The sequence below is a fragment of the Saccharopolyspora hattusasensis genome (genome assembly GCF_050972075.1).
Taxonomy (GTDB): Bacteria; Actinomycetota; Actinomycetes; order Mycobacteriales; family Pseudonocardiaceae; genus Saccharopolyspora; species Saccharopolyspora hattusasensis.
Genome location: NZ_JBPCDC010000001.1, coordinates 1,994,297 through 2,015,345, shown reverse-complemented (window position 1 = coordinate 2,015,345; position 21,049 = coordinate 1,994,297). Strand labels below are relative to the sequence as shown.

The window sequence follows — 21,049 nt, the reverse complement described above, 5'->3', positions numbered from 1 at the left end:
CGTGGCGGCGTGACCTGGCCTGAAGATGGAGGAAGCATCGGCGTTGCTTACAACCGCCCGTTGTCCGGGAGATTCGCCGATGCTTCCTGTGGGAACCATACCGTCTTGTTTGCTGTCGGTGTTGGAAGGGGTGCGTTCGGTGTTCACCGCGCCGACGTTCGCCACGTTCGTCTCGTTGGTGACCGGCCTGCTGGCAGCCACAGGCCCCCGGACGGTGACGGGAATGTGGAGCGCGGCCGGACTGGCGGGACGCTCCCACCACGCTCGGGCGCACCGGTTTTTCTCCCACGCGCGTTGGGATCTGGATTCGCTGGGGTTGCTGCTGGCCCGGCAGGTGGTGGCCCGTTTCGTCCCGGCCGGGCAGGCGGTGACGGTGGTGGTCGACGACACGTTGTTTCACCGCTATGGCGCTAAGACCCACGGGGTGTTCTGGCAGCACGACGGCTCGGCGAAGGGCCGCGATGGGATCGGGCGGGGTAACTGCTTCGTGGTTGTCGGACTCGTCGTGACCGTGCCGTTTTTGACCAGGGCGGTCTGCCTGCCGGTCCTGTTCCGGTTGCATATCCCTAAATCCGGTGTCTCCAAGCCCGACGCGGCCCGGGCGCTGGTCGGGTTGCTCGCCCGCGCGTTCCCCGAACGCACCCTCCACGTGGTGGCCGACGCCGCTTACCGGGGGCCGGCGTGGCGCACGCTGCCCGGCAACACCACGTTCACCACCCGCCTGGCAGCCAACGCCGTGTTGTATGCCCTACCGCCCGAGCCCACGGGCAAGCGCGGACATCCCAGATGGAAAGGCGAGAAACTCGGCACCTGCACCGACCTCGCGGCCACCGCCACCTGGCGAACCACGGAAGTCACCTGCTACGGCAAGACCGAAACCGTGCACATCGCCACCGTCACCTGCCTGTGGTGGGGCTCGCTGCACCGTACCCCGGTCACCGTGGTGCTGATCAAGGAGACCGACTCGGCCCGGCCCTACGACATCGCGCTGGTGTCCACCGACACCAGCGCTTCCGCCGAAACAGTCATCGCCCGCTACGCCGACCGCTGGAGCGTGGAGCAGACGATCAAGGACTCCAAGATCCTCATCGGCGCAGGCGACGCCGCCAACCGGCTGCCTCGCGCCGTCGAGCGCACCGTGCCCTTCGCGATGCTCGGCCTGACCATCCTGACCCTGTGGTACGCCGGACACGGCACCCCCGAGGCGGACCTGGCCGCCGCCCGCGCCCGAGCACCCTGGAACCGCAAGAAGTGCAACGTCAGCGTCGACGACATGCTCATCGCCTTCCGCCGGGCCCGAATAACTGCCATCAGCGCAGGCCAGAACACAGTCGATCAAAATCCCGCCAGGCCCTCGACCAGCACCTCATCCGCCGCATAACTGAGAAACCTCAGATTTGCCATACTTGATAAGTAAAAGACAAGAAGAGCGCAGTATGCCAAGTGGTCGGAAGTCGTCCAGGGCGGCCTCAAGGGGGCCTGCTTCGGCTCCCGGGCGTGGCTTGGGATCCGGAAGCTCGGGGACACGGTGCGAACTGTGGAGCCGAGACGCTGGACCCCTCCGTGAAGAAGACACCACCTGAACATGCAGGACTCACTCAGAGGAGAAGGACAGAGATCATGACCACCACCAGGACCGCTCACGTGACGCGGACCAAATTGGCCGCGACCGCTGCGGCCCTGACCGGTCTCGCGCTCATGCTCACCGCCTGCGGCGGTAGCAAGACTGACAGCGGCGCATACCTCAGCATCACCGACGGCAAGCACGGCAGCATCGTCACCATCGACGGCGACAAGATCACCTACATCGACACCGTTGCCGACACTGACAGCGCCAAGTGCAACCTGATCAACCAGGCGCTCAAGGACATTGAGAACAACGCGATCACTCCTGGCGGCTCGGCCTCCAAAGGCACGTACGAGGTCGTGTCGACCGGGACGATCAGCGAAGGTCGCACCTCGGTGATCTGGGACGACGGGAACGGATCCCGCCGCACGGGCACCGACCCCAAGACCGGATCGATCTCGATCCAGGGAGACCAGATCACGATCGATTACGTCTTCCACAAAGCCCTCGACCAGGACGTGCTCGTCCGCGCCGACAGCGATCAGGGCAAAGTCGTGATCGCGAAATACTGCGGCGAGAGCTGAGCCCCCCGCCCGTCGTCGCTGACGAAGAACAGAACCCCGTGGACATCGTCCACGGGGTTCTCTCTTTTCGCCCCACATCCACATCATCAGTGCACAAAGACCTGGACCTCCTCGAACTCCCGCTTGTGCGGAGCACGCCGGAGGTGCAGTTGAAATGGCTGATGTTCTTCGTTCCCACCGGGATCTGCCGCCCCAGCGTCCAACCAGCGCTTCCAGCACGGCATAGATGGACGACTCGCAGCCCTGTCAATGGCCATTCGTTTTTCCCCGTAGGCGGCCTGTAGTTCTCCCCGTGGGGCGGCCGGACCCGGTGCTCGCCCTGGCCGCCGGTGCGGCGACGGGGACGAGCCTGGGAAATGTCTTGCTCCGCTGTGTAGATGTCAATAAACTGCACCAGCCCATCGTGAAATGGATGGCGTGAAGCACCGGCGGAGGGAGTTGAACCCCCGGCAAACGGTTTTGGAGACCGTCGCGTTACCACTAGCTCGCCGATAGGAATTAATTGTTTTCAGGGTGCTCGAATAGAGAAAGCCGCCCGGATCGGTTTCCCGATGGGCGGCTCCCTCGACATGACGAGATCTACGTCATGGTGGGGAGCCTACGCAGCTCAGAAGGCTCTCTTCCTGCCAGGAGAAGGGCTTCTGGTGGTCGTCGTTCGACGAGCACACGACAGCGATCACGGCGGCCAGATACTGGCGTCGCGTCCCTCGCTTCCGCATGGTCGTCATGGTTGCTCCTTCGAGCGCTGATGTGCATTCATCATCGTCCATAAGTCTGCCCGGGTCAATCGTATTTTGCAGAATAGTCGAACACCTGGTTGTTCGACGCGATTGGCTCGCAATTTCCGAGCGAGGGGCCATCAGGCCCGAGAATGCAGTGAGGCGTCGCGGCGGCGTACGGCGCGCAGCGTCTCGCGGACGAACAGCACGGTCGCCAGAGCGGCCAGGCAGCTGAGCGCGATCTCACGCAGCGTGCGTCACCAGCGTGCCGATCGCCACGTCACGCATCTTCGATCACAGGTTCGGCTTGGTCGGGGTCTGCGACTGCTGCTGCACCGACGAGCCCGAACCAGGAGCCGGCTTGGCTGCCGGAGTGTTCTTCGACCCTCCGGGTCGGACGCGGGGCCGGGGCCGGGGCCCGCTGAGGCCGGCTCTGGGTCGGGCGCGGAGCCGGGGCCGCCTGGGGAACACCCTGCTGCGGTCCCTGCGGGCGCCCGTTCGTCGGCTGCGCGGGGCGCGACGCCGGGCCAGCAGCCTGAGCCTGAGCCTGAGCCTGAGCCTGCGGACGCTGCGCGCCCGCCTGCTGCTGGCCGCCGGCCGGAGGCAGCTGCCGCTGGCCCTGGCTGCCCACCGCAGGATGAGCGCCTGCACCGAGCTGACCCTGGGGATGCGAACCTTGGGCCGCGCGAGTCGAGCGCGTGCTCGGGACCCCCGAAGTGCCAGCCTGGTCCGGATTCAGCTGCGCCGACCCGTTGGCGCCGACGGCGAAGCGCGCGCCCTTCCCCTGCCCCTGCGAAGCAGAGCCGTTGGAACCCGGAGCACCAGAAGCGCCGCTAGAGCCGAAGTAGATCTGGCCACCCTGGGTGTTGCTGGACCCCGCCTGTGGGCCGGAGTTGTAGCCCAGCTTCGACAGGCCGCCGCTATTGCTCAGGTTCTGCGCGGTCTCCTTGTCCGAGCGCGAGCTGCCGCCCGTGCCGCTCATGAGCTGCAGCGGACCACCCGTGTCGCCATCGCCGCCGTGGGGTCCCGGAATGCCCTTAGGACCGCTGCCGCCGGGCAGCGCCTTCGCGCTGCCGTCGGGGCCACCGCCGCCGCTCGGCGGGAGACCGCCGGGCCCATTGCCGTCAGACCCGCCTCCGGCCTCGAGCGCAAGCGCCTGTGAACCGGCGGTGAGCGCCTGGGGATCGCCGTTCAGGCCGCCGGCGTTCGTCGACGCCGTCTTACCGCCGGGCTTGTCGCCACCCGGGGCCTTCGGGCCGCCGCCGATCTTGCCGCCGAGGCCCGAGGCCATCTTGTTGCCCATGGCCATGCCAGCGCCGGCACCCGCTCCCGCGGCAAGAGCCGGGAGCATCCCACTCTTGTCCGGCTTCGGCGCGGTGTTCGTATCGAGGAACTTGTCCACGAGTTTGGTGAACACCTCGTCCATCGCCTGCAGCACGACCTTGCGCACCCGCAGAAGCGCGAAGGTGACGCCCATGACCAGCAGCGACGAGATGAGCGTCAGGATCACCACGACGATCCCACCGAGGACCGCGCTGCCGAGGAGCCCGTCAGGGGTCATCAGGCTCGACATCGGCCCGGCGATGATGTCCGGGATCGAGATCAGGAACTCCGAGACGAACTGGTAGATGAACAGCGTCACCAGCACCTCGAGGATCAGCGCGAGCGAGTAGACGATCACCTTACTGATCGCCGCCATCGCGCCGAGCGTGGCGAACGGGATCGCCGCCACCAGACTGAAGGTGCGCTTGACCGCGCCCACCAGCATGCCGATGGCGTACCAGAAGCCGAGCAGGGCGATCGAGCCGAGCACGGTGCTCGCGTTGTGCCAGTACATGAACTTCGCCGGGCCCGTCCCGACCTGGCTCACGGCCATGTGGTTCTCGCGGGTGAAGCCGCTGGTGGCGTTGTTCGAGCTGTACATGGTCAGCGAGTCGGGACCGAACCCGGTGTTGAGATAGTTGTACATCGACAGCGCCGACAGGTTGCACGGAGCCGGGGCGCCGTCGGTCCAGACCGTGAAGCCGCAGCCGCTCTTCGTGCCCGGCGTCGTGAACGCCGTCGTGTTGCCGCCGGGGTTGGACGAGGTCAGACCCCCGTCGCCCACGGCGAGCACCGGGTGGTTGGTCGGCGGGTAGTCGCCGGCTTCCTCGCCGAACTTGTCGAGGTCGCCGTAACCCTTCTTATCGACGAACCACTTCTTCTTGTCGTCCTGGCTCACATCGAGCTTCGTGATCGCGCTCTTGATCCCCGACTCGAAGTCGGAGGCCGCGACCTCGTTGCTGATGATGTAGTTGCCGATGATCCCAAAGGTCGTGAACACCGCGATAGCGTCGTCGGTAGCCGTGCGATCCACCCCGGTCATACCGTCGCGCCACGCCGACTCGACGTCGTTGGCCTTCTTGCCGACGTTGATATCGGAGTAGGTACTGCCATGCGACTGCTTGTTGATCGCCAGCGCGCTGGTGCGCACCGACATCATCGCGTCCGAGCTGGCCTGCCCGTTATCCCAGGCGATCGATGCCGCGTCAGGGATTCCCAGACGATCCTTCATAGCCCAAGCCTCGAAATCGACGTACGTCGAGAGCACCACACGCGTGGGACCGGACTGCTGGCCCATCATCGAGTCGTCGAACTTGTCGAGCACGCCGGTGTACATCGAGCCGATGAGCGGCAGACCCACGCCGATGAACACCAAGCGCACGATGAGCTTCTTGATCGCCGAGCCCCGGTCCATCTTCTTGAAGAGGATAAGACCGGTGATCGTCAAGGCGATGAACAGCGGGACCAGTGCCTCCCAAGCGATGTTGTTGAGCAGGCCGTACCAGTCGCTGATCCAGTTCTGCAGGCCCGCGAGAGCACCGCCGCCCGTGTGACACGTCTCCGCCCCCGAGCTGTCCGTCGAGCAGACCATGCCCTCGCCGAAGGTCGCATTGACAGCGGAGACCGCCTGGAAGAACCACATGAACGGATTGATGATCTTGATCAGCTGGATGATCAGGTAGAACAGCATGCTCACGGCCAGCGCCTGGGCGTAGAGCAACCAGATCACCGAACCGCCGATCATGCCCAGAATCTGGCCGCCGATGCCCGAAGACATCGTATCGAGTCCGAGGTCGGCGTTCGTCGCGCCGAAGTGGGCATAGTCGAGCATGCCTGAGTAGATGTCGGTGTCCCCGCCGTCGTTCGCTTTGAGCGTCCCGTACCCGATGGTCTGCGAAGACCCCGAAGTCTCGGCGAAGAACCAGCCGACGACGTTGCCGAGGCTGAACTCCGGGTCGGCGTAGCCGAGCATGTCGCCGCCGGTGGCGGGAGTGCTCGTGATCGCCTGCCACTCGTCGGTCATCCCGTCGGCATCAGGCGAGTTCTCCGTGCTGAAGTACGTCGAGGCGTTCGACGCAAGCTGATAGAGCGAATAGTTGTCGCGGTCCTCGTCCGTGTCAGCTGCGAATGACGACGGTGCGAATGCCGCCACCAGCAGTGGCGCGACCAGCACACCCAGCAGTGCGAGGACGAGCATGCGCATGAGCCTGCTCCGGGCATCCGCCGCACCCCACGAGCGGGCCCGCGCAGCGAGTGCAGTGGTCCGGTTCATCTTGTCCTCTCCGTCTCTCGTGTCCTTCATCCGGCTCATCGCTTCGCTAGCTTCCGCGTGCCTGCCGGCTCGTTTCCGCAGTCTTCTTCGTGCCACCCGCCGGCTGCTTTAGGAGCTTTTTGCCCGCAGTCGTGCGGCGCGTGCTGCGCTCGTCCTCGTCGTCGCCAGCGTCGACTTTCCGGATGCTGGTCAAGTTCGCACCCGGTGTCGGCTTGTCGTGCATGATCACGTCCATCCGAGCCGCTTCCTCGGCCTTCGCCGCCTCAAGCCACACCTGCCTGCGCTGGGCCTCGCGGTAGGGGTTGATCCCCAGTGCGAGGTCGAGGTGAAAGACGACGTTGGACACGGCGCGGCGCAGGTACGTGAGGTTCTCGCCCTTCGTGGTAATGAGCTGGGCGAGGTCCGGCGGGATCTGCTGATGCAGCTGCTTCTGGTACTCCGCCACCGTGCGGTCGCGCATCGGGCCGAAAAGCGTGTAGTCCGCGGCGTCGAACTTGTTGAAGTCCGAGTCTGCGAGCATCTTGTCGACGTCGTTGTAGCTGTAGACCACCCGGCCGCCGCGCTCGTGCATGTGGTCGAACTGGTCGCGCAGGTACTTCTTCACGCGGTCGTCGATGTGCTCGGTCCCGTGGATGATCACGGTGTCGCCCGAGCCCAGCTTGCCGACGGCGAAGCCGACGATGTTCACCAGCTGGGCCATGGCCACGCCCTTGCCGCGGCGCATCAGCCGCGAGAAGTCGTAGACCACGCGCCGCGAGTCACGGACGCCATCCACAACACTGGCGGTGTGGTTGTTGAACAGATCGCCGTTCGTGCTCAGCATCATGTTCGCGATGCCCTTGAGCACGTTGTACGCCCGCAGCTGGTCGGGGTCGGTCTTCGACGAGTTGAGCAGCGCCTTATGTGCAGTCGCCAGGTAAGAGACGAACATCTGCAGACGCGGCACCTGCGTGTGCGGAATGTTCACCACGCGCAGGCGGTGCCGCTGCTCCTGGGCGTTGTGCCGCCACATGCCCTGCTCGACGTAGAAATCCGTGGCCGTGTCTTCGAGGGCGCTGCGGATGATCGACCCGATCGCTCCGTCGGTGGTCTCGTAGAGCTGCTCGAACATGAGCTTGAGCTTCTCCATCTGAGCGGAGAAGACCGTGAGCTCGTCCGCCTCCTCTCCGAACATCTCGAACATGTTCACGTCGCCCTTGTTGAGGTCCACGCGCGAGGTGAGCCGCTCGAACTTCGGGCCGAGCTTGTCGAGGTCCGCCCCGTCGAGGATGAGATGAACAACCGAGCCATTGCCCAACATGCAGGACTGCGAGAGTTTCGAGCACCACATGTTCGCCACCCGCTGACGGTCCAGATATTCACTGAGCGTCGCGTCGGCTACGACCACGTGGTGGTCGTAGCCGTTGACGTCCATGAGCACCGCGGAGTTGTTGACGTCGCCGACCATGTAGCCGGTGTATTCCCCGCCCTTGTCGTTGAGGCCATTGGTCACCAGCGAGTACGAACCGGCCAGCTCGGTCGAGGTGAAGTGGGAGCCCTTGCCGCGCTTCTTGTCGTTGTTCTTCCACAGACCCGAGAGCTCCTGGCGCTGCTCGCCGGTATACGGCGCGGCCTTGAGCGTGCCGAAGCGGTCGATGTACAGGCGCGTGACCCGGTCGATCGAGTCGTCCAGGGTCTCCAAGTCCGGGGCCTTGAGGAAGAGCCGGTTGTGCACCGAGAGGTAGCTTGCGCCGTCCTGGATCTCGCCGATGGTGATCTCCAGGTCGGACGAGATCTTCGCGGCCTTGCGCCTCGAGGAAGTTGTGCCGGTCTCCTCCTGCTCGTTCGCGTCGAGCCTGTCGAGTTTCTCCGACTGCTTCGTGAACGAGTCGATCCACGCATCGTCCATCCGGCGCACCTGCTCCAGGACCACTGCGGTGACCCGGTCGTCGAGGCCGTCGGGAATCCGGTCGATACCCCAGAAAGCCGCGAAGTTGTCGTGCGCAGCGTCGTCATGGAAGAACGCGAGCACGCAGGCGACCGAGCCGTCGACCTCGAAGTAGTCGGAGCGGAAGACGTACTTCTCCTTCGGCTTGAGCGCCAGCAGGTGCGGGTACGAGTCGAAGCTGCCCGCGAGCTGCTTCATCTCCTGGCGGCGCTGCCACCAGTTCTTCTTCGGCTCAGGCGTCTCCTCGCCCTCGGTGTCGGGCGCGGGGGCGTCCTGCGCATGCAGCTCGTCGACCGCCTGCTCGGCGGCCTCGTCGCTTTTGGTCTTCTTCCCCGGGATGCCCAGCTGCGCCCGGGCCTTCGTCATCAGCGCCACGGTGTCCTTCGCCTTTCCCTCGTTCGTGCCTCATCCGGGTCGTCAGCTCAGTGACGCCTTGAGCGACAGCAGCTCGTCATCGATGCCCTGGTAGAAGACCCGCAGCATCGGCTCGGCCTCGTCCCGGTCGAGGACCGTGGCGTCCTTGATCATCAGAGCCGACCCCTCGACCTCGGCCTGGAGCGCCGTGTGGCCCCGGCGCAGCGCGTCCGCGCTCTTGCCCTTGAGCAGCAGGTACTGGTGGATGGAGGTGAACTTCCCGCCCACGTGCTGCGTGAGGATGGCGTACTGCTCGTTTTGCAGCTCGATCAGATCGGGATCGCGAACCTGAAGCGCCTGGTTGCGGTTCTCCAGGTTTGCCACCTGGTGGTAGATCCGCTGCGGCTCCTTCGTAGTGATCGTCGACCATTCGCAGGTCGTGTCGACCTTGCGCCAGAAGGCGTCGACCCTGTCGAGGATCCCGATCCGGTCTTCGTCGAAGAGCAGGTAGCTCGCTGAACCGACGACCAGGTAGACCTGTCCCTCACCGCCGTCGGAGAAGTGGATCCGCCCATCCTCGTCGATACCGTCGATGCCGACGATCGAGTAGAAGTCGCTTGGGTTCGAGCTGCGGCGGGTGTAGACGTGACGCGCGCCCTTAGGCGCATATGCCAGCAGCGCGGGCACGTTCATGGCCCGCAGCTCCTTGGTCTTCGTCATGCCACCGAAGTAGACGATTACCGCGAGGCCCCAGATCACGAACAGCGTGATGAAAACCGGCCCCGCGCTCGAAATGAACGTCGAAGTCGTCACCCACAGCAGCGCCAGGAAGCCGCCACCGAAGAACAGCAACTGCTTGATCGGCGAGGGCTTCGCCGCCCACCCGCCCTTGCTCAGCGTGATCTCGTGATCCAGGAAGGACCTGGCGATGCTCGTGGGTACCTTGTAGGACATCTTCGCCATAGTTCTCTCCCTGCTACCCCGCTGCTCTTCTCGTGTCGCCTATCCAAATGCCCTCGTACACGAGGGTTACATAAGACAGCCTACCTCGAAGAATCCATTCGAATCGAGTACGACTGGTATGCAAATGACGTAGCCCGACGACTCGGACTCGCGATCCGGGATCGTCGGGTGGTGTCTCGAACCTGCTCTGACTATGCCCTCATCAGTCTATCGCGGTTCTTTTCGACTCATCGGCGACTCGTCAATAGGGGAAGGAGGGGACGAGCTTTTTCTTCCCGTCCTCGTCCTTCCAGGTCAGCTGCGCGTCGAACTTCTTGCCCTTCTTCGAAGTGAAGCCCTTGCCCTCGATCGTCTTGCCTGCGGCCAGCGCCGCGATCTGATCGTCGGTGAACTCCACCCCGCACCAGCGCTTCGGCGGCGCATCGGTCCCCGCGTCGAAGTCGGGGACGATCTTCTTGCCCTCGCCCTTCTTTTCTTCCTTGAAGAAGACCTTGCAGGCGAACGCGTTGCCCTTCTTGCTAATGAAGTCGCTGGCCTCCACGGCCTCGCCCGCCATGAGCTTGTCGATCTCGGCCTGGGTGAAGACGTGGGAGCACCACTCCTTCGGCGGCAGGGCGTTGCCGCTCGCGTCGCGGCGGCCGAAGCCGGCCTTCTGGAACCCGACGAACTTCCGCCCCTTGAACGTGCTCTCGCCGAGTTCTCCGTAGACCTCGTACGCCTTACCGGTCTGCGAGGTGGCCGAGAACTCGATCGTCTCGCCGGCCAGCAGCTGCGCGACCTCCTCGTCGGTGAAGCGGTGGCCGCCCCACTCGCGGGAGAAGGTCACCGGCTTGCCGGTCTTCGACCAGGTGCCCTGGACCCGCTCCTTCTGGGCGACGGCCTCCTCCTTCAGGCCCAAGGCCGAACGCATCGTCGCCGCGTTCTTCTGCATCTTGTCGATGTCCTCGCGCACCCAGTCGGCGACGACCTTGAGGCACTCCTCGGCGGTCGCCTTCCCGTCGGCGATCTCGCGCATGTCGGCGTAGACCTTCTCCGTGAGACGCAAATCGCCGATGCGGGTGCCCGGCAGCAACTGCCAACTCATCTCGCCGGCCTGGGCGAGCAGCAGCTTGCGACCCTTCTCCACGAGCAGCGGGTACTTCGCCGTCGTCGAGGTCACCTCCGAGTACGTCGAGGTGCGCGTCGCGCCGGTGCCGACGTCGCGCTTCTCGAGCTGCTTCATCAGCCACTTCATCGATGGGTGCTCGGGCCGCTTGTTCGAACCCTCGAAGACGAACGGCTCGGCGTTAGAACCCAGGCCCTTCGCCGACTCGTTCTCGTCGCCCTCGGCCCCATCGTCGCCCGCGTCAGGATCGAAGACCTGCTTCCAGCCCATGGAGAGCGGGACATTGGCGATGCCCACGAAGTCCGGGTACTTCTCGACGTGGCCCTTCTGCTGCTCGTAGACGTAGTCTTCGGCGACCATCGCCAGGTAGTTCTTTCCCAGCGTCTCGTAGATGAGCCGCCCGGCCTTGCCGAACCTCTGTTCCACGTCGTCCAGAGATGCCGGCACCTTCGGACCCGGACGGTTCGCACCGTGCGCACCCTGCGGCTTGACGTGCGTCTTGCGCGGTTCGCGGTGCGTCAGGAGCTTCGTGTCCACGCCCACGACGCCCGCGATCTTCTCGACCAGGGGAGCAAGCTCGTTGAATTGCTCCGGCGTGATCGTCTTGTCCTCGGTGCGCGGGTAGCTCACGACCTGCACCTCGTACATCTTCTGGTAGGTCTCCAGCACGAGCTTGGCCTTGATCCCCTTGCCAACCAGGATCGAAGACAGTGCCGCGAGGTCGAGCAGCTTCGGCGGAGCCGTCTGCTTCTTCACCTTGCCGTCGAACACCACAGGGGAGGGGCCGTACTGCTGCGGCACCTGGTCCTTCTGATCGAACCGCGGCTCCTCCGGGTTGGTGTAGACGACCGAGTTCTCGTCGCGAAAGCGGTTCTGGAAGAACGGCTTCTTCACGTAGTCGTTGTAGGCCTTCAGCTGGTCGCCGACCAGCGACACCATCGCCGACTTCAGACGGCCCTGGCGCAGCACGATGTCCTGCCCGGACTGGCGCGCCATCGCCGTGGCGATGCGCGTGAACTGCATCGAGAGGAAGTCCCACTGCGTCCGGTACATCGCCTTGCGGTAGTCGCCCTCGTCCTGCATCGACTTCACCGGGCGACGCTTCTCAAACGCCTTCTGAATCGAGGCGGCCGACTCGTCGGTGAACTCCATGCGGCTGAACCGCTTGCCGTGGAACCCGAGTTCGTCGATCGCCTCCCAGAAGAGCAGGTCGCCCTCGCCGGACGGGTCGAGATCCGTGGCGATGACGATCTCATCGCCACGGCTCAGCGCGCCGCGCAGCGTCTTGATCACGTCCGCGACGTTCTTCTGCGGATCGCGCTTCCATGACAGGTCGTCCGGGTCCCACGGTAGGTTCCCCAGGTCCCACTTCTGGTACTTGTCGGCGAGCGAAGGGTCGACCATCTGGTGCGGCTGAGCGAACTCGTAGAGATGACCCCGCAGATTCGTCACCTCGTAGGCCGTGCCCTTGTAGCTGCCCTTCTGACCTCCGAGCGCACTGGTCATGTTCCTCGCCGCGCTCGGCTTCTCCGCGACCACGATCGCCACCATTGTTTGACTCCTCTCGATGATGGCCCGTAAACGAGTTCGAGTCTATCCGAGAGGTCGGATCGAGTCACTAATTGAATAATGACTCGAAATACAATCAAGTGGGGCGGTGGAGTCATGGAGAGCACCACCGCCGGCACACGACTCGACCAGTCACCGTCCGTCGATGCGACGTCGTGGACGATCGGCGAGGCGTCGCGCCGGGTCATGCTCGGAAACAAGGCGAAGGAGACGGCACCCGAGCTCGAGCTGCGCGCCCGCGGCCGAACCGGCTACCGGCAGCGGTGGCAGGCCCCCGGTACGCCCGCCAAACGGTCCCAAACCGCAAAAAAGCTGCGCTAACGTCGATAAACCACGCTCGCCCTTGCACCCACCAGGAGTTCGCACATGGTCGTCGACCTCGGCTTCCTCCGCTCACCGCTGGCCTTCACCGAGGTGCTCGCCAACCTGCGTCCCGCCGCCTGGCCGCCCACCGACGACGACCTGCAGAGCCTGGCCGACACCTGCACCGCGCTCATCGCGGGTCTGGACACATGGGAGACCCAGACCCGCGGCCAGGACGTCGTCGACGCCGAACACGGCGCGATCAGCACCGCCGAGGCACGCCGGCTCCTGGCACGAGAGGTGGCCCTCAGCTACGAAGGCGATATCGCGGTGCTCCTCGTGCCCGCAGGGGAGCGGCGCGTGCGCGTCGAGCTCCGTGCCGAAGTCGAGGAGTACCGGGGCATCCTCCGTCGGACCGAGCTGGTACTCGACTGGGTGCACGACGAGGAGGAGCACGAACACTACGTCCCGCTGAAGCCGAAAGGGCCGCAGTGGTACATGATCTCCCAGCTGCGCGATGACCTGGAGGAGGGGCGGCTCGTCCGGCCCTGACGATCACGGATCAGTCCGCAGCCGGGCCGTGGACGGTCACCCGAGATGCCGACTCCAGAACGCGTCGTCCGCCCAGCCGTCCAGGACGCCCATCCCCGCGCGATTCATTCGAGGCCGCACACTCACGAGATCGTGAAGCCGCCGCACCCAGCTGCTACGCGGCGACACCGAGTCGAGCACCGACTGCAGGGACACCAGTACTGGGTAGAGGCGCTTCCTCGACCGCTCCGGCAGGGCGTCCGAGCCCTTCAACCATGAGATTACGGGCGAGCTCGGGATCGCCGGGTAGACGTTCCACAGCCGGCCGTGGTGCGCGCAGACGTTCCGCACCCGGACTAGGTCAGCATCCAGGACGCCGGCACTGGCGCGGTCAGGCCGATGCTTGCCGCGACCGCGGTCCTGTCGGATCGTCGGCCCAGGTTACGGTACGTGCTGGTCAGCTGCCCGATGGTCAGGGTTTCCACCATGAGCCAGGAAGGCGGCAGCTTGGGCGCTCCAAATTAGTCATTGAACGAACACCTTCCTTGGTGGCCCTGGCTGGCGGGTTTCCGTTGGCCGGGGCGGTGGGGCTGGGGCGTTCCACGGTGGGCAAGGCACTGGTGGCTTTGGAACGCACCGGGCAGGCCGGGCGGACCCCGGCTGCACGGGTCGGAGGCCGCCGCGCTGCGGGCCGGTCCGGGAGTGGTTCCGCAAGCATTTCAGCAGCGACATCGCCGACGGGTTCGACCGCGAGATCGACGCCGCCGACCAGGAGATCAAGTCGCGCTAGCAGCGCGGAGAGCCGTGTCGGGATGGTGCTCGTGGCCCATTACGCTGGTGGCTATGTCCAATACAAGCCGTGTCCGCTTTGCTCCGTCGCCGACGGGCATGTTCCATGTCGGCGGAGCACGTTCCGCCCTGTTCAACTGGGCTCTGGCCCGGCAGCATCAGGGGCGGTTCGTTCTTCGTATTGAGGATACGGACACGGATCGTAACCGTCCTGAATGGGTGGACGGCATCATCAGTGCTCTGGCCGCGATCGGCATCTCCGACAAGGACCCGGCCTTCGAGGGGCCGTACTTCCAGTCGCACAACGCGGAAGGCCAGCGGGAGGCGGCGCTGACGCTCTACGCCGACGGGAAGGCGTATTACTGCGACTGCACCCGAGAGAAGGTGGCCCAGCGGACGGGCTCGCAGCAGGTGGGCTACGACAGGTACTGCCGCGACCGTGGGCTGGCCTATGAGGAGGGGCGTGCGCTTCGGTTTCCCACACCGAACGAGGGCGTGACAGTGGTTGACGATGTTGTTCGGGGACGCATCGAGTTTCCGAATGACGCTATCGAGGACTTCGTCATTGCACGCGGTAACGGTGCTCCGGTGTTCGTCTTGGCCAATGCGGTGGACGACATCCGCGAGGGCATCACCCACGTGATCCGCGGCGAGGAGCATCTGGCGAACACCCCGAAGCAGCAACTGCTGTGGGAAGCGCTGGGCGCGGCGCCGCCGGTGTGGGCGCACCTGCCGGTGATCGTGAACGAGAAACGGCAGAAGCTGTCCAAGCGGCGGGACAAGGTGGCGCTGGAGGACTACCTCGCCGAGGGCTACCTGCCGCAGGCGCTGGTCAACTACCTGATGCTGCTCGGCTGGGGACCCGGCGACGATGTCGAGATCCGCCCGTATGAGGAGTTGGAGGCTCTGTTCCGGCTGGAGGACGTCACCCGGGCGTCGGCTTTCTTCGACGTGAAGAAGCTGTCGGCGTTCAACGGCGAGTACATCCGCAAGCTCTCCGAGGAGGAGTTCGTCACCGCGTGCCTCCCGTGGCTGGAGGGCTCGAAGGCGCCGTGGGCGGCGGAGGCGTTCGACGAGGCGGTGTTCCGCTCGGTGGCCGGGCTGGCGCAGACCCGGCTGACGGTGCTCGCCGAGATCGTCAAGTACGTCGACTGGCTGTTCCTCGACGAGCCGCCGTACGAGGAGCAGTCTTGGGCGAAGGCCATGAAGCCGGGTGCGGAGGCGATGCTGGCCTCCGCGCGAGAGGCATGGTCCGAAGGGGACTGGACGGTGGAGGCGCTGAAAGCCGGTCTGGAGGCGGCTGCGGCTGAGCACGGGCTCAAGCTCGGCAAGGCGCAGGCCCCGGTGCGGGTGGCGGTCACCGGCCGCACCGTCGGGCTGCCACTGTTCGAGTCAGTGCAGGTGCTAGGGCGGAAGCGGACGCTGGCCCGTATCGACGCCGCAGCCGCGAAGCTGGCCGCGCCCGGCGCGTGAGCTGATCTTGCCGGTGCCCCCGCCGCTCGGCCCGGCGGGGGCACCGCGTGTTGACATCAGCGCAGGTCCGCGAGGCGGTCCTCGGTGCTGGCGGGCTCGGCGGGCATGGACCAAAGGGGGCAGATTGGGATGGTCGTCTGGTCGCAGTCTGCGCTGACGAGCGTGCGTTTCAGGTGGTCGTAGGCTGCGCAGCCTCCGCCGCAGACCGAGGAGTGGGGGCAGGTGCGGCACCCGGGGGCGACCTTGTTGACGAGGGTCAGCTCGTTGATACCCCGGTGGAGGCGAGGCTTGATCGCGCCGTCGTGGAAGGTGCCGTAGTGCAGGTCGGTGTCGAAGAACGCCGAGCAGATGTACACCCTATCGTCGGGGAAGATCGCGAGGCGTTCGAGGTTGCGGGCGGTGCAGCCGCCGTAGCCCTGGGCGCTGATCTCGGGGAGCTGGTCGGGGGTGGCGAAAGCAGGCGGGTAGAAGACCCGGACCCGGCGGTCGGCCGCGTGCTGCCGGATGTCCCGGCACAGCCGCATCCATTCGGCGGGCGGGATCTGGAAGTGCGGTTTGTCCTTGCCGAACCCAGTGGGGGTGAAGTAGTGGAAGGACAGCATCTTCAGGCCGAGCGAGTCGGCCAGGTCGATGGCGTCGAACACGTCGCCGCGGTTGGCGGTGGTGATAGTGAAGATCGCCCGGGTCTGGAAGCCAGCCTGGATGGCGCGTTCCATGCTGCGCAGCAGGGGTGCCCAGGTGTGGGGGCCGCGCATGCCCTCGTGGGTTTCGCGGCGGGCGCCGTCCATAGAGAAGCTGAAGCTGTCCAGCCGGTCGTCCAGGGCAGGCCACACCTTGGACGGGATGAGCCCGTTGGAGGTGAGGACCGTCTTGTAGCCCTGGGCCTTGCAGACGTCGAGGATCGCGTCGAGGTCGGGGTGCATGGTCGGCTCGCCACCCAGGAGGTAGACCTTGTACTGGCCATACAGGACGCGGAGGCTGGAGAGGATTTCCTCGACCTTGGCGGGGCTCATGCGGATCTCGTTGTCGAGCCGGTCGCCCATGTAGCAGTGCTCGCAGCGCAGCGAACACCTGTGGGTGATGTAGAGGAAAAGGAAAGGTTCCTTCGCGGCGGTGGCGTGCGGGGCGGCGGAGGCGAGGGTGTCAGTCACGGCGGGGCCTTCCTTCCTGTCAGCGCAGGGCATGCAGAGAGTCGGTGGGCCGGGTGCCCCAGGCGGAGACGGTCCACAGGATGCACAGTGGCGTGATCTGCCGGTCGCAGGCGTAGAAGCCGTCGTCGGCGTAGGCAGGGAGCTGGGAGTAGGCGGGACAGCCGCCGCCGCAGGTGCCGGTGTGCGGGCAGCCGGTACACACCGGGTCCGCGGTCAAGTAGGCGTTCAGCTCGTTGTCCGGCGAGGGGTTGAGCACGAGGCGGCCGTCTTCGAAGCGAGCGAAGTAACGGTCGTCATCCATGAAGACCGGGCAGGCGTACACCGTGCCGTCGGGGTACACGTGCGGCCGGTCCAGGGTGCGCGCTGGGCAGCCGGGGTAGCCGCGCTCGGCCCACTGGTGCTGGTCTTCGGCGGGGACGAAGGTGGGCGGGTAGTAGACGGCGAGCCGGGGTTCGGGCGGGTATGCCTCCAGGGCTGCGCAGAAGTCCATCCACTCGGTGGGACTGAGCGGCTGGAGGAAGCGGGCGCCGTTGCCGGTCTTGCCGAGGTTATGGAAGCTCAGGGTGTGCGCGCCGAGTTCGGCGAGGAACGGGATCAGGTCCAGCGCGCCCTCGGCGTTGGTCTGGGACACGGTGCACATGACGCGGACCTGGTAGCCGCGGTGGCGTGCTTCGGCGATGCGGTCGGTGACCTTGGCGAAGTTGTCCGGGTTGCCGCGGATCTTGCGGTGGATGACGGGGTCGGCGGATTCCAGGCTGAAGTTGAACGAGCTGAGCACGTCCGGGCTGATCTGGTCGAAGACGTGGTCGTCGAAGTCGCCGTTGCTGGAGATCGTGACTTGGTAGCCGCGGTCGCGGGCCTCGCGGACGATCTGCGGCAGCTCAGGGTGCAAGGTGGGCTCGCCGCCCAGTAGGTACAGCTTGTCGTGTCCACCGGTGATCTTGAAGTAGTCCATGATCTCAACGGCGCGCTCGACGGTCATGGTGTTCGCGGCGTTCAGGCGGGTGTTGCCGACGTAGCAGGACTTGCAACGCAGGCCGCACGCGGTGGTGGGGTAGAGAAAGACGAAACGCTCGCGGGGCTGGGTGTAGATCGGCTTGCCCAGCAGCGGCATGCCGAGATCGACAGAGGTCATGATTCCTCCAGGTGCGAGTGGGTGCTGGCCAGGCACTGGGCGGCGAACACCTGCCGGGCAGGGCCCGCTGTAAGCGGAAGGGGGCAGGTGCGGGGGCTGTCGGGGGCTGCGGTGACGGGGGCGGACGGGAAGCAGCGGATGCGGGCGCCGAGGCCAGGGCCGAACCAGCGTTCCAGGCCGACGCCGACCGGGGTGTCGGCCCACTGATCGCCAGCAGCGCGGTTCCGCCACAGTGCGGCGAGGCGCTCCTGGTCGCTGCTGGGAGGCAGGGCGAGGTGCTTCTTGTGCTGCTGGATGCGGGGCATGGGCCAGCGGGCGAAGTAGGCGGCGGCGCGCTCTTCGAGGGCGGGCAGTAAGTGCTGGGGGTCGTGGATGTGGATCTTCGGGTCGGCGAGGAACTTGAAGACGATGTCGCCCTTGCGGAAGACCGACAGCGGGCAGTCGGCCTGGTAGCAGGCGGCGTGCTGGAGCGCGGGCGCGGCGGCCAGGACCTGTTCAGTGAAGGCCAGCAGCGCCTCCAAAGTGGCGGCATCGAAGATCTCGCCGCAGTGGTCGAAGGCCAGCCCGGCCTCGTGGTGCAGGGTGCGCAGGTCCTCGGCGAACGCCTGCTCAGCGGGGCGGTCAGCGTGGTGCAGGAGCACGAAGGCGTCGATGTCGCTGGTGGCCTTGTGCGTGACGCGGGCGTAGGAGCCGCCGACGAAAGCAAGCGCGAGGTTCGCGCCGAACCGGGCCACGGCGAGGCGCACGGCCTGCCCGGGGACGGTGGTCATGGTCAAGCCCTCCCCGAGTTGGTTCTGGCCGGGGCATAGCCCAAGACCCGGTCGGCTGCGGCGAGGCCGGCGACGGCGGCTTGCAGAATGCCCTGGGCCAGGCCGGTGCAGTCCCCGGCGGCGAACAGGCCGGGCAGGGAGGTTTCCATCCCGTCGCTGAGGGCGAGTTCGTCCCAGAGGTTCTCCAGCTCCAAGCCGATGACCCCGACCTGGTCGCCCTGGCTGCGGGCGAACGGGTGGCCGGTGAAGGCGGCTATGAGGTCCTCGAAGACGGCGCACAGCGCGGCGTGCACGTCGGCAGGGAGGATGCCAGCGAGGTCGGCGAGCTGGTAGTCGCGCAACGACGGGGCATGCCCGGCCCGCCGGGTGAACTCCTCCAGACTGGTGCAGGTGACCTGCCGGTTGCGGAAGTCCGGGTACCACTGCAAGACCGGCTTGCCGGGCCGGTCGGAGCGCAATGCCCGGTAGGGCGCTAGGAGGTGGGTGTTCACCCAGGCGGTGTCGCGGGGACGGCCTGCTTCGTCGCGTAGTTGCGCCAGCAGCGCGAAGTTCCCGGTGGTCGAGGCGCCCGCTTCGGGGATGACGTGCCCGTCGAGCAGGGTGTGATTCCCGTAGTCGGTGAACTTGATGCGCCCGCCGCCAGGACCCGCGCAGAAGCAGAAGGTCTTCACCTTCACACCGTGGCGGATCAGGGTGGTCTTGAAGTCGTCGTGGATGACCGAGCCAGGGCGTAACAAGCCAGTGGGGGCCTCGAAGCGCACGCCGGCCGAGGGAGCGGGAGGAGTGAAGGCGAGCCCGAGTTCTCGGAGCTGCCGCGCCCACCAGCGCTGCCCGCGGCGGCCGACCGCCACCACCACCTGGCGGGCGGCCAGCTGCTCTTCCGCGCCAGCAGCCCGCAGGCAGACCGTGAACCCGTGGCGGTCGCTGGGCCGCAACCCGGTGACCTCCGTGCCCAGGCGCAGACTGACGCGGTCACTGTTGCTCAGCCGGTCGTACAGCCCGTCGATGACGCTGCGCACCTGGGCGGCGGACAAGGAGGTAACAGGGTAGTCCTTCACGTCGAAGGGAGCCGCGTCAGGCAGGGCGCCACAGAAGACCGGCACCGCCGTGCCGCACAGCTGCTCTAAAACCCGGTCGGTGAGCTGCTCGGCGCGCTCGGCACCCAGCAGCTCGGCCAGGCGGCGACCGCTGGGAAACTTCGAGAGCTTCACGCCGTCGCCATAGTGGATGGAGCCGCCAAATCCGGAGATGACGTTGCACACGCCGCGGCAACCGTGGCACGAACGTAGCCGGTCCACCGGGCAAATCCGGCGGCCATAGTGGCGGCCAGCATCCACCAAGACGGCCCCCACTCCCTGCTGCGCAAGCCGGTCAGCGGCCAGCAGCCCCGCTGGGCCAGCGCCGATCACCAGGACATCAGTGGTCTGCGGCCTCATACGGGCACCTCCGCGTGCTGGGCGATCCACTGCCGGGCCAGGGCGGCGCGCTGGGCCATGCCCTCGTTGGCGGCGGCCAGGATGTGCAGGACGTCGGGGTCGTACAGATGGCGGTAGCCCACCGGCCGCTGATCGAGGACCGGAGTGCAGCACAGGTCAACCACGCCACCGCAGCGTGGGGAGCAGGCCGCCTCGATGACCTGGCGGCGGTAGCCCGGGTGCAGGTTCGTCGTCGCGATGACGGTGTCGTACGGCCAGCCATCCAAGGCCCTGGCCAGGCTCGGTGCGCGCACCACCGTGACAGTGCCGAGCCCGTCCACTAGGCGGCGCAGCTTGCGCGGGCCACGGGTCATCATCACCACCCGCTCGTACCCGGCGGGCGGTACAGCGGCCACCACCCGGGCGAGCATTCCGCCCCCGATCAACAGCAGCAGCCGCCGCTCAGGGCCGCCGCTGCGGTGCCCGAGGAGGAGCTGCGGGAGGTCGCTGTAGTCCACCGTGGCGTACAGCTCGAACCGCTCGCGGGCATGCTCGGCCAGGCGTAAGGCTTCCGTGGTGAGCCCGAACAGCGGGTGGCCGGACGGCAGGCGCCCCGCAGCGCCTAACACCTGGCGGTGGATGAACCGCTCGCCCAGCACCAGCGACCGGGTGCCAGCCGCGATCTGCGCGAGCCGGATCAGGGCCTGACGGCGCCCCCAGGTACGAGGCTGGCTGACCAGAGCCGCGGCGGGCGCGGCCGGGCTGCCCACGGCGTACCACTCGACGCGATGGCAGGTGTGCAGCAGCATGCCGGACGGGGACACAGCGGGCGGATCGGCGCACAACGCCTGATGTGCCCGGCCGAGAGCCGTGAGCGAGTGGGTGGTGTCATCGGCGAAGACGCAGACGACGGAGCGTTCCGGACTTGTGATTTCTGCGGCTGGCATGCGCACTCCTCTCCTGCGAGGCAGGGCAAGACATTGGCCCAGAGCGAAAACAGCGACACCACGAGTCGGGGTGCCGCCATACCACCATCCCCATGATCGGCACGAGCGCCGTTGATCACGTTGTCGATCACGCCAGATAGCAGAGCGTACTG

The 21,049-nt window shown here is 66.3% G+C and carries 16 protein-coding genes and 1 tRNA gene; 5 read left to right on the top strand and 12 right to left on the bottom strand.

Features of this window, described 5'->3' with window-relative positions:
* Positions 1 to 25: 25 nt before the first annotated feature.
* A complete protein-coding gene (locus tag ACRXBZ_RS08625) occupies positions 26 to 1,381 on the top strand; it encodes an IS701 family transposase (protein WP_433878629.1) in 1,356 nt (451 codons plus the stop codon).
* A gap of 239 nt (positions 1,382 to 1,620) precedes the next feature.
* Positions 1,621 to 2,151, top strand: a complete 531-nt coding sequence (locus ACRXBZ_RS08620) for a hypothetical protein (RefSeq protein ID WP_433878628.1) — start codon at positions 1,621 to 1,623, stop codon at positions 2,149 to 2,151.
* A gap of 423 nt (positions 2,152 to 2,574) precedes the next feature.
* On the opposite strand, the gene ACRXBZ_RS08615 is transcribed toward ACRXBZ_RS08620, so the two are convergent.
* The 5 genes from ACRXBZ_RS08615 to ACRXBZ_RS08595 all read right to left on the bottom strand — a co-directional run bounded on the left by ACRXBZ_RS08615 (position 2,575) and on the right by ACRXBZ_RS08595 (position 12,365).
* Positions 2,575 to 2,644, bottom strand: a tRNA-Trp gene (locus ACRXBZ_RS08615).
* Between the two features lie 506 nt (positions 2,645 to 3,150).
* Positions 3,151 to 6,495, bottom strand: coding sequence for a mediator complex subunit 15 domain-containing protein (locus ACRXBZ_RS08610; protein WP_433878627.1), 3,345 nt, complete (start codon positions 6,493 to 6,495; stop codon positions 3,151 to 3,153).
* A gap of 16 nt (positions 6,496 to 6,511) precedes the next feature.
* On the bottom strand, positions 6,512 to 8,758 hold the full coding sequence (locus ACRXBZ_RS08605; protein ID WP_433878626.1) for a hypothetical protein: 2,247 nt from the start codon (positions 8,756 to 8,758) through the stop codon (positions 6,512 to 6,514).
* Positions 8,759 to 8,809: 51 nt separating this feature from the next.
* On the bottom strand, positions 8,810 to 9,709 hold the full coding sequence (locus ACRXBZ_RS08600) for a hypothetical protein (RefSeq protein ID WP_433878625.1): 900 nt from the start codon (positions 9,707 to 9,709) through the stop codon (positions 8,810 to 8,812).
* Between the two features lie 241 nt (positions 9,710 to 9,950).
* Complete coding sequence (locus tag ACRXBZ_RS08595) at positions 9,951 to 12,365, bottom strand: DNA topoisomerase (protein WP_433878624.1); 2,415 nt, start codon at positions 12,363 to 12,365, stop codon at positions 9,951 to 9,953.
* A gap of 114 nt (positions 12,366 to 12,479) precedes the next feature.
* Between ACRXBZ_RS08595 and ACRXBZ_RS08590 the strand changes: the two genes are divergently transcribed.
* Positions 12,480 to 12,704, top strand: a complete 225-nt coding sequence (locus tag ACRXBZ_RS08590; protein ID WP_433878623.1) for a hypothetical protein — start codon at positions 12,480 to 12,482, stop codon at positions 12,702 to 12,704.
* A gap of 45 nt (positions 12,705 to 12,749) precedes the next feature.
* Positions 12,750 to 13,238, top strand: a complete 489-nt coding sequence (locus ACRXBZ_RS08585) for a hypothetical protein (protein ID WP_433878622.1) — start codon at positions 12,750 to 12,752, stop codon at positions 13,236 to 13,238.
* 36 nt (positions 13,239 to 13,274) lie between these two features.
* On the opposite strand, the gene ACRXBZ_RS08580 is transcribed toward ACRXBZ_RS08585, so the two are convergent.
* Together ACRXBZ_RS08580 and ACRXBZ_RS08575 are read right to left on the bottom strand one after the other, a co-directional pair.
* A complete protein-coding gene (locus tag ACRXBZ_RS08580) occupies positions 13,275 to 13,568 on the bottom strand; it encodes an Abi family protein (RefSeq protein WP_433878621.1) in 294 nt (97 codons plus the stop codon).
* Between the two features lie 5 nt (positions 13,569 to 13,573).
* Positions 13,574 to 13,705 (bottom strand): Abi family protein, encoded by a 132-nt coding sequence (locus ACRXBZ_RS08575; protein ID WP_433878620.1) that lies wholly within the window; start codon positions 13,703 to 13,705, stop codon positions 13,574 to 13,576.
* Positions 13,706 to 14,060: 355 nt separating this feature from the next.
* On the opposite strand from ACRXBZ_RS08575, the gene gltX reads away from it, so the two are divergent.
* Entirely contained in the window at positions 14,061 to 15,479 is a 1,419-nt protein-coding gene (gltX, locus tag ACRXBZ_RS08570) for a glutamate--tRNA ligase (protein WP_433878619.1), read from the top strand.
* Positions 15,480 to 15,535: 56 nt separating this feature from the next.
* On the opposite strand, the gene ACRXBZ_RS08565 is transcribed toward gltX, so the two are convergent.
* Genes ACRXBZ_RS08565 through ACRXBZ_RS08545 form a run of 5 tightly spaced genes read right to left on the bottom strand, consistent with a single transcriptional unit; the run spans position 15,536 to position 20,897 of the window.
* Positions 15,536 to 16,630, bottom strand: coding sequence for a radical SAM protein (locus ACRXBZ_RS08565; protein ID WP_433878618.1), 1,095 nt, complete (start codon positions 16,628 to 16,630; stop codon positions 15,536 to 15,538).
* Positions 16,631 to 16,649: 19 nt separating this feature from the next.
* A complete protein-coding gene (locus tag ACRXBZ_RS08560) occupies positions 16,650 to 17,765 on the bottom strand; it encodes a radical SAM protein (RefSeq protein WP_433878617.1) in 1,116 nt (371 codons plus the stop codon).
* Positions 17,762 to 18,535, bottom strand: a complete 774-nt coding sequence (locus ACRXBZ_RS08555; RefSeq protein ID WP_433878616.1) for a nucleotidyltransferase domain-containing protein — start codon at positions 18,533 to 18,535, stop codon at positions 17,762 to 17,764. Before ACRXBZ_RS08555 ends, ACRXBZ_RS08560 begins: the two co-directional genes overlap by 4 nt.
* A gap of 2 nt (positions 18,536 to 18,537) precedes the next feature.
* Positions 18,538 to 19,971, bottom strand: coding sequence for an FAD-dependent monooxygenase (locus ACRXBZ_RS08550; RefSeq protein ID WP_433878615.1), 1,434 nt, complete (start codon positions 19,969 to 19,971; stop codon positions 18,538 to 18,540).
* A complete protein-coding gene (locus tag ACRXBZ_RS08545; protein ID WP_433878614.1) occupies positions 19,968 to 20,897 on the bottom strand; it encodes a Rossmann-fold NAD(P)-binding domain-containing protein in 930 nt (309 codons plus the stop codon). Before ACRXBZ_RS08545 ends, ACRXBZ_RS08550 begins: the two co-directional genes overlap by 4 nt.
* Positions 20,898 to 21,049 lie beyond the last annotated feature (152 nt).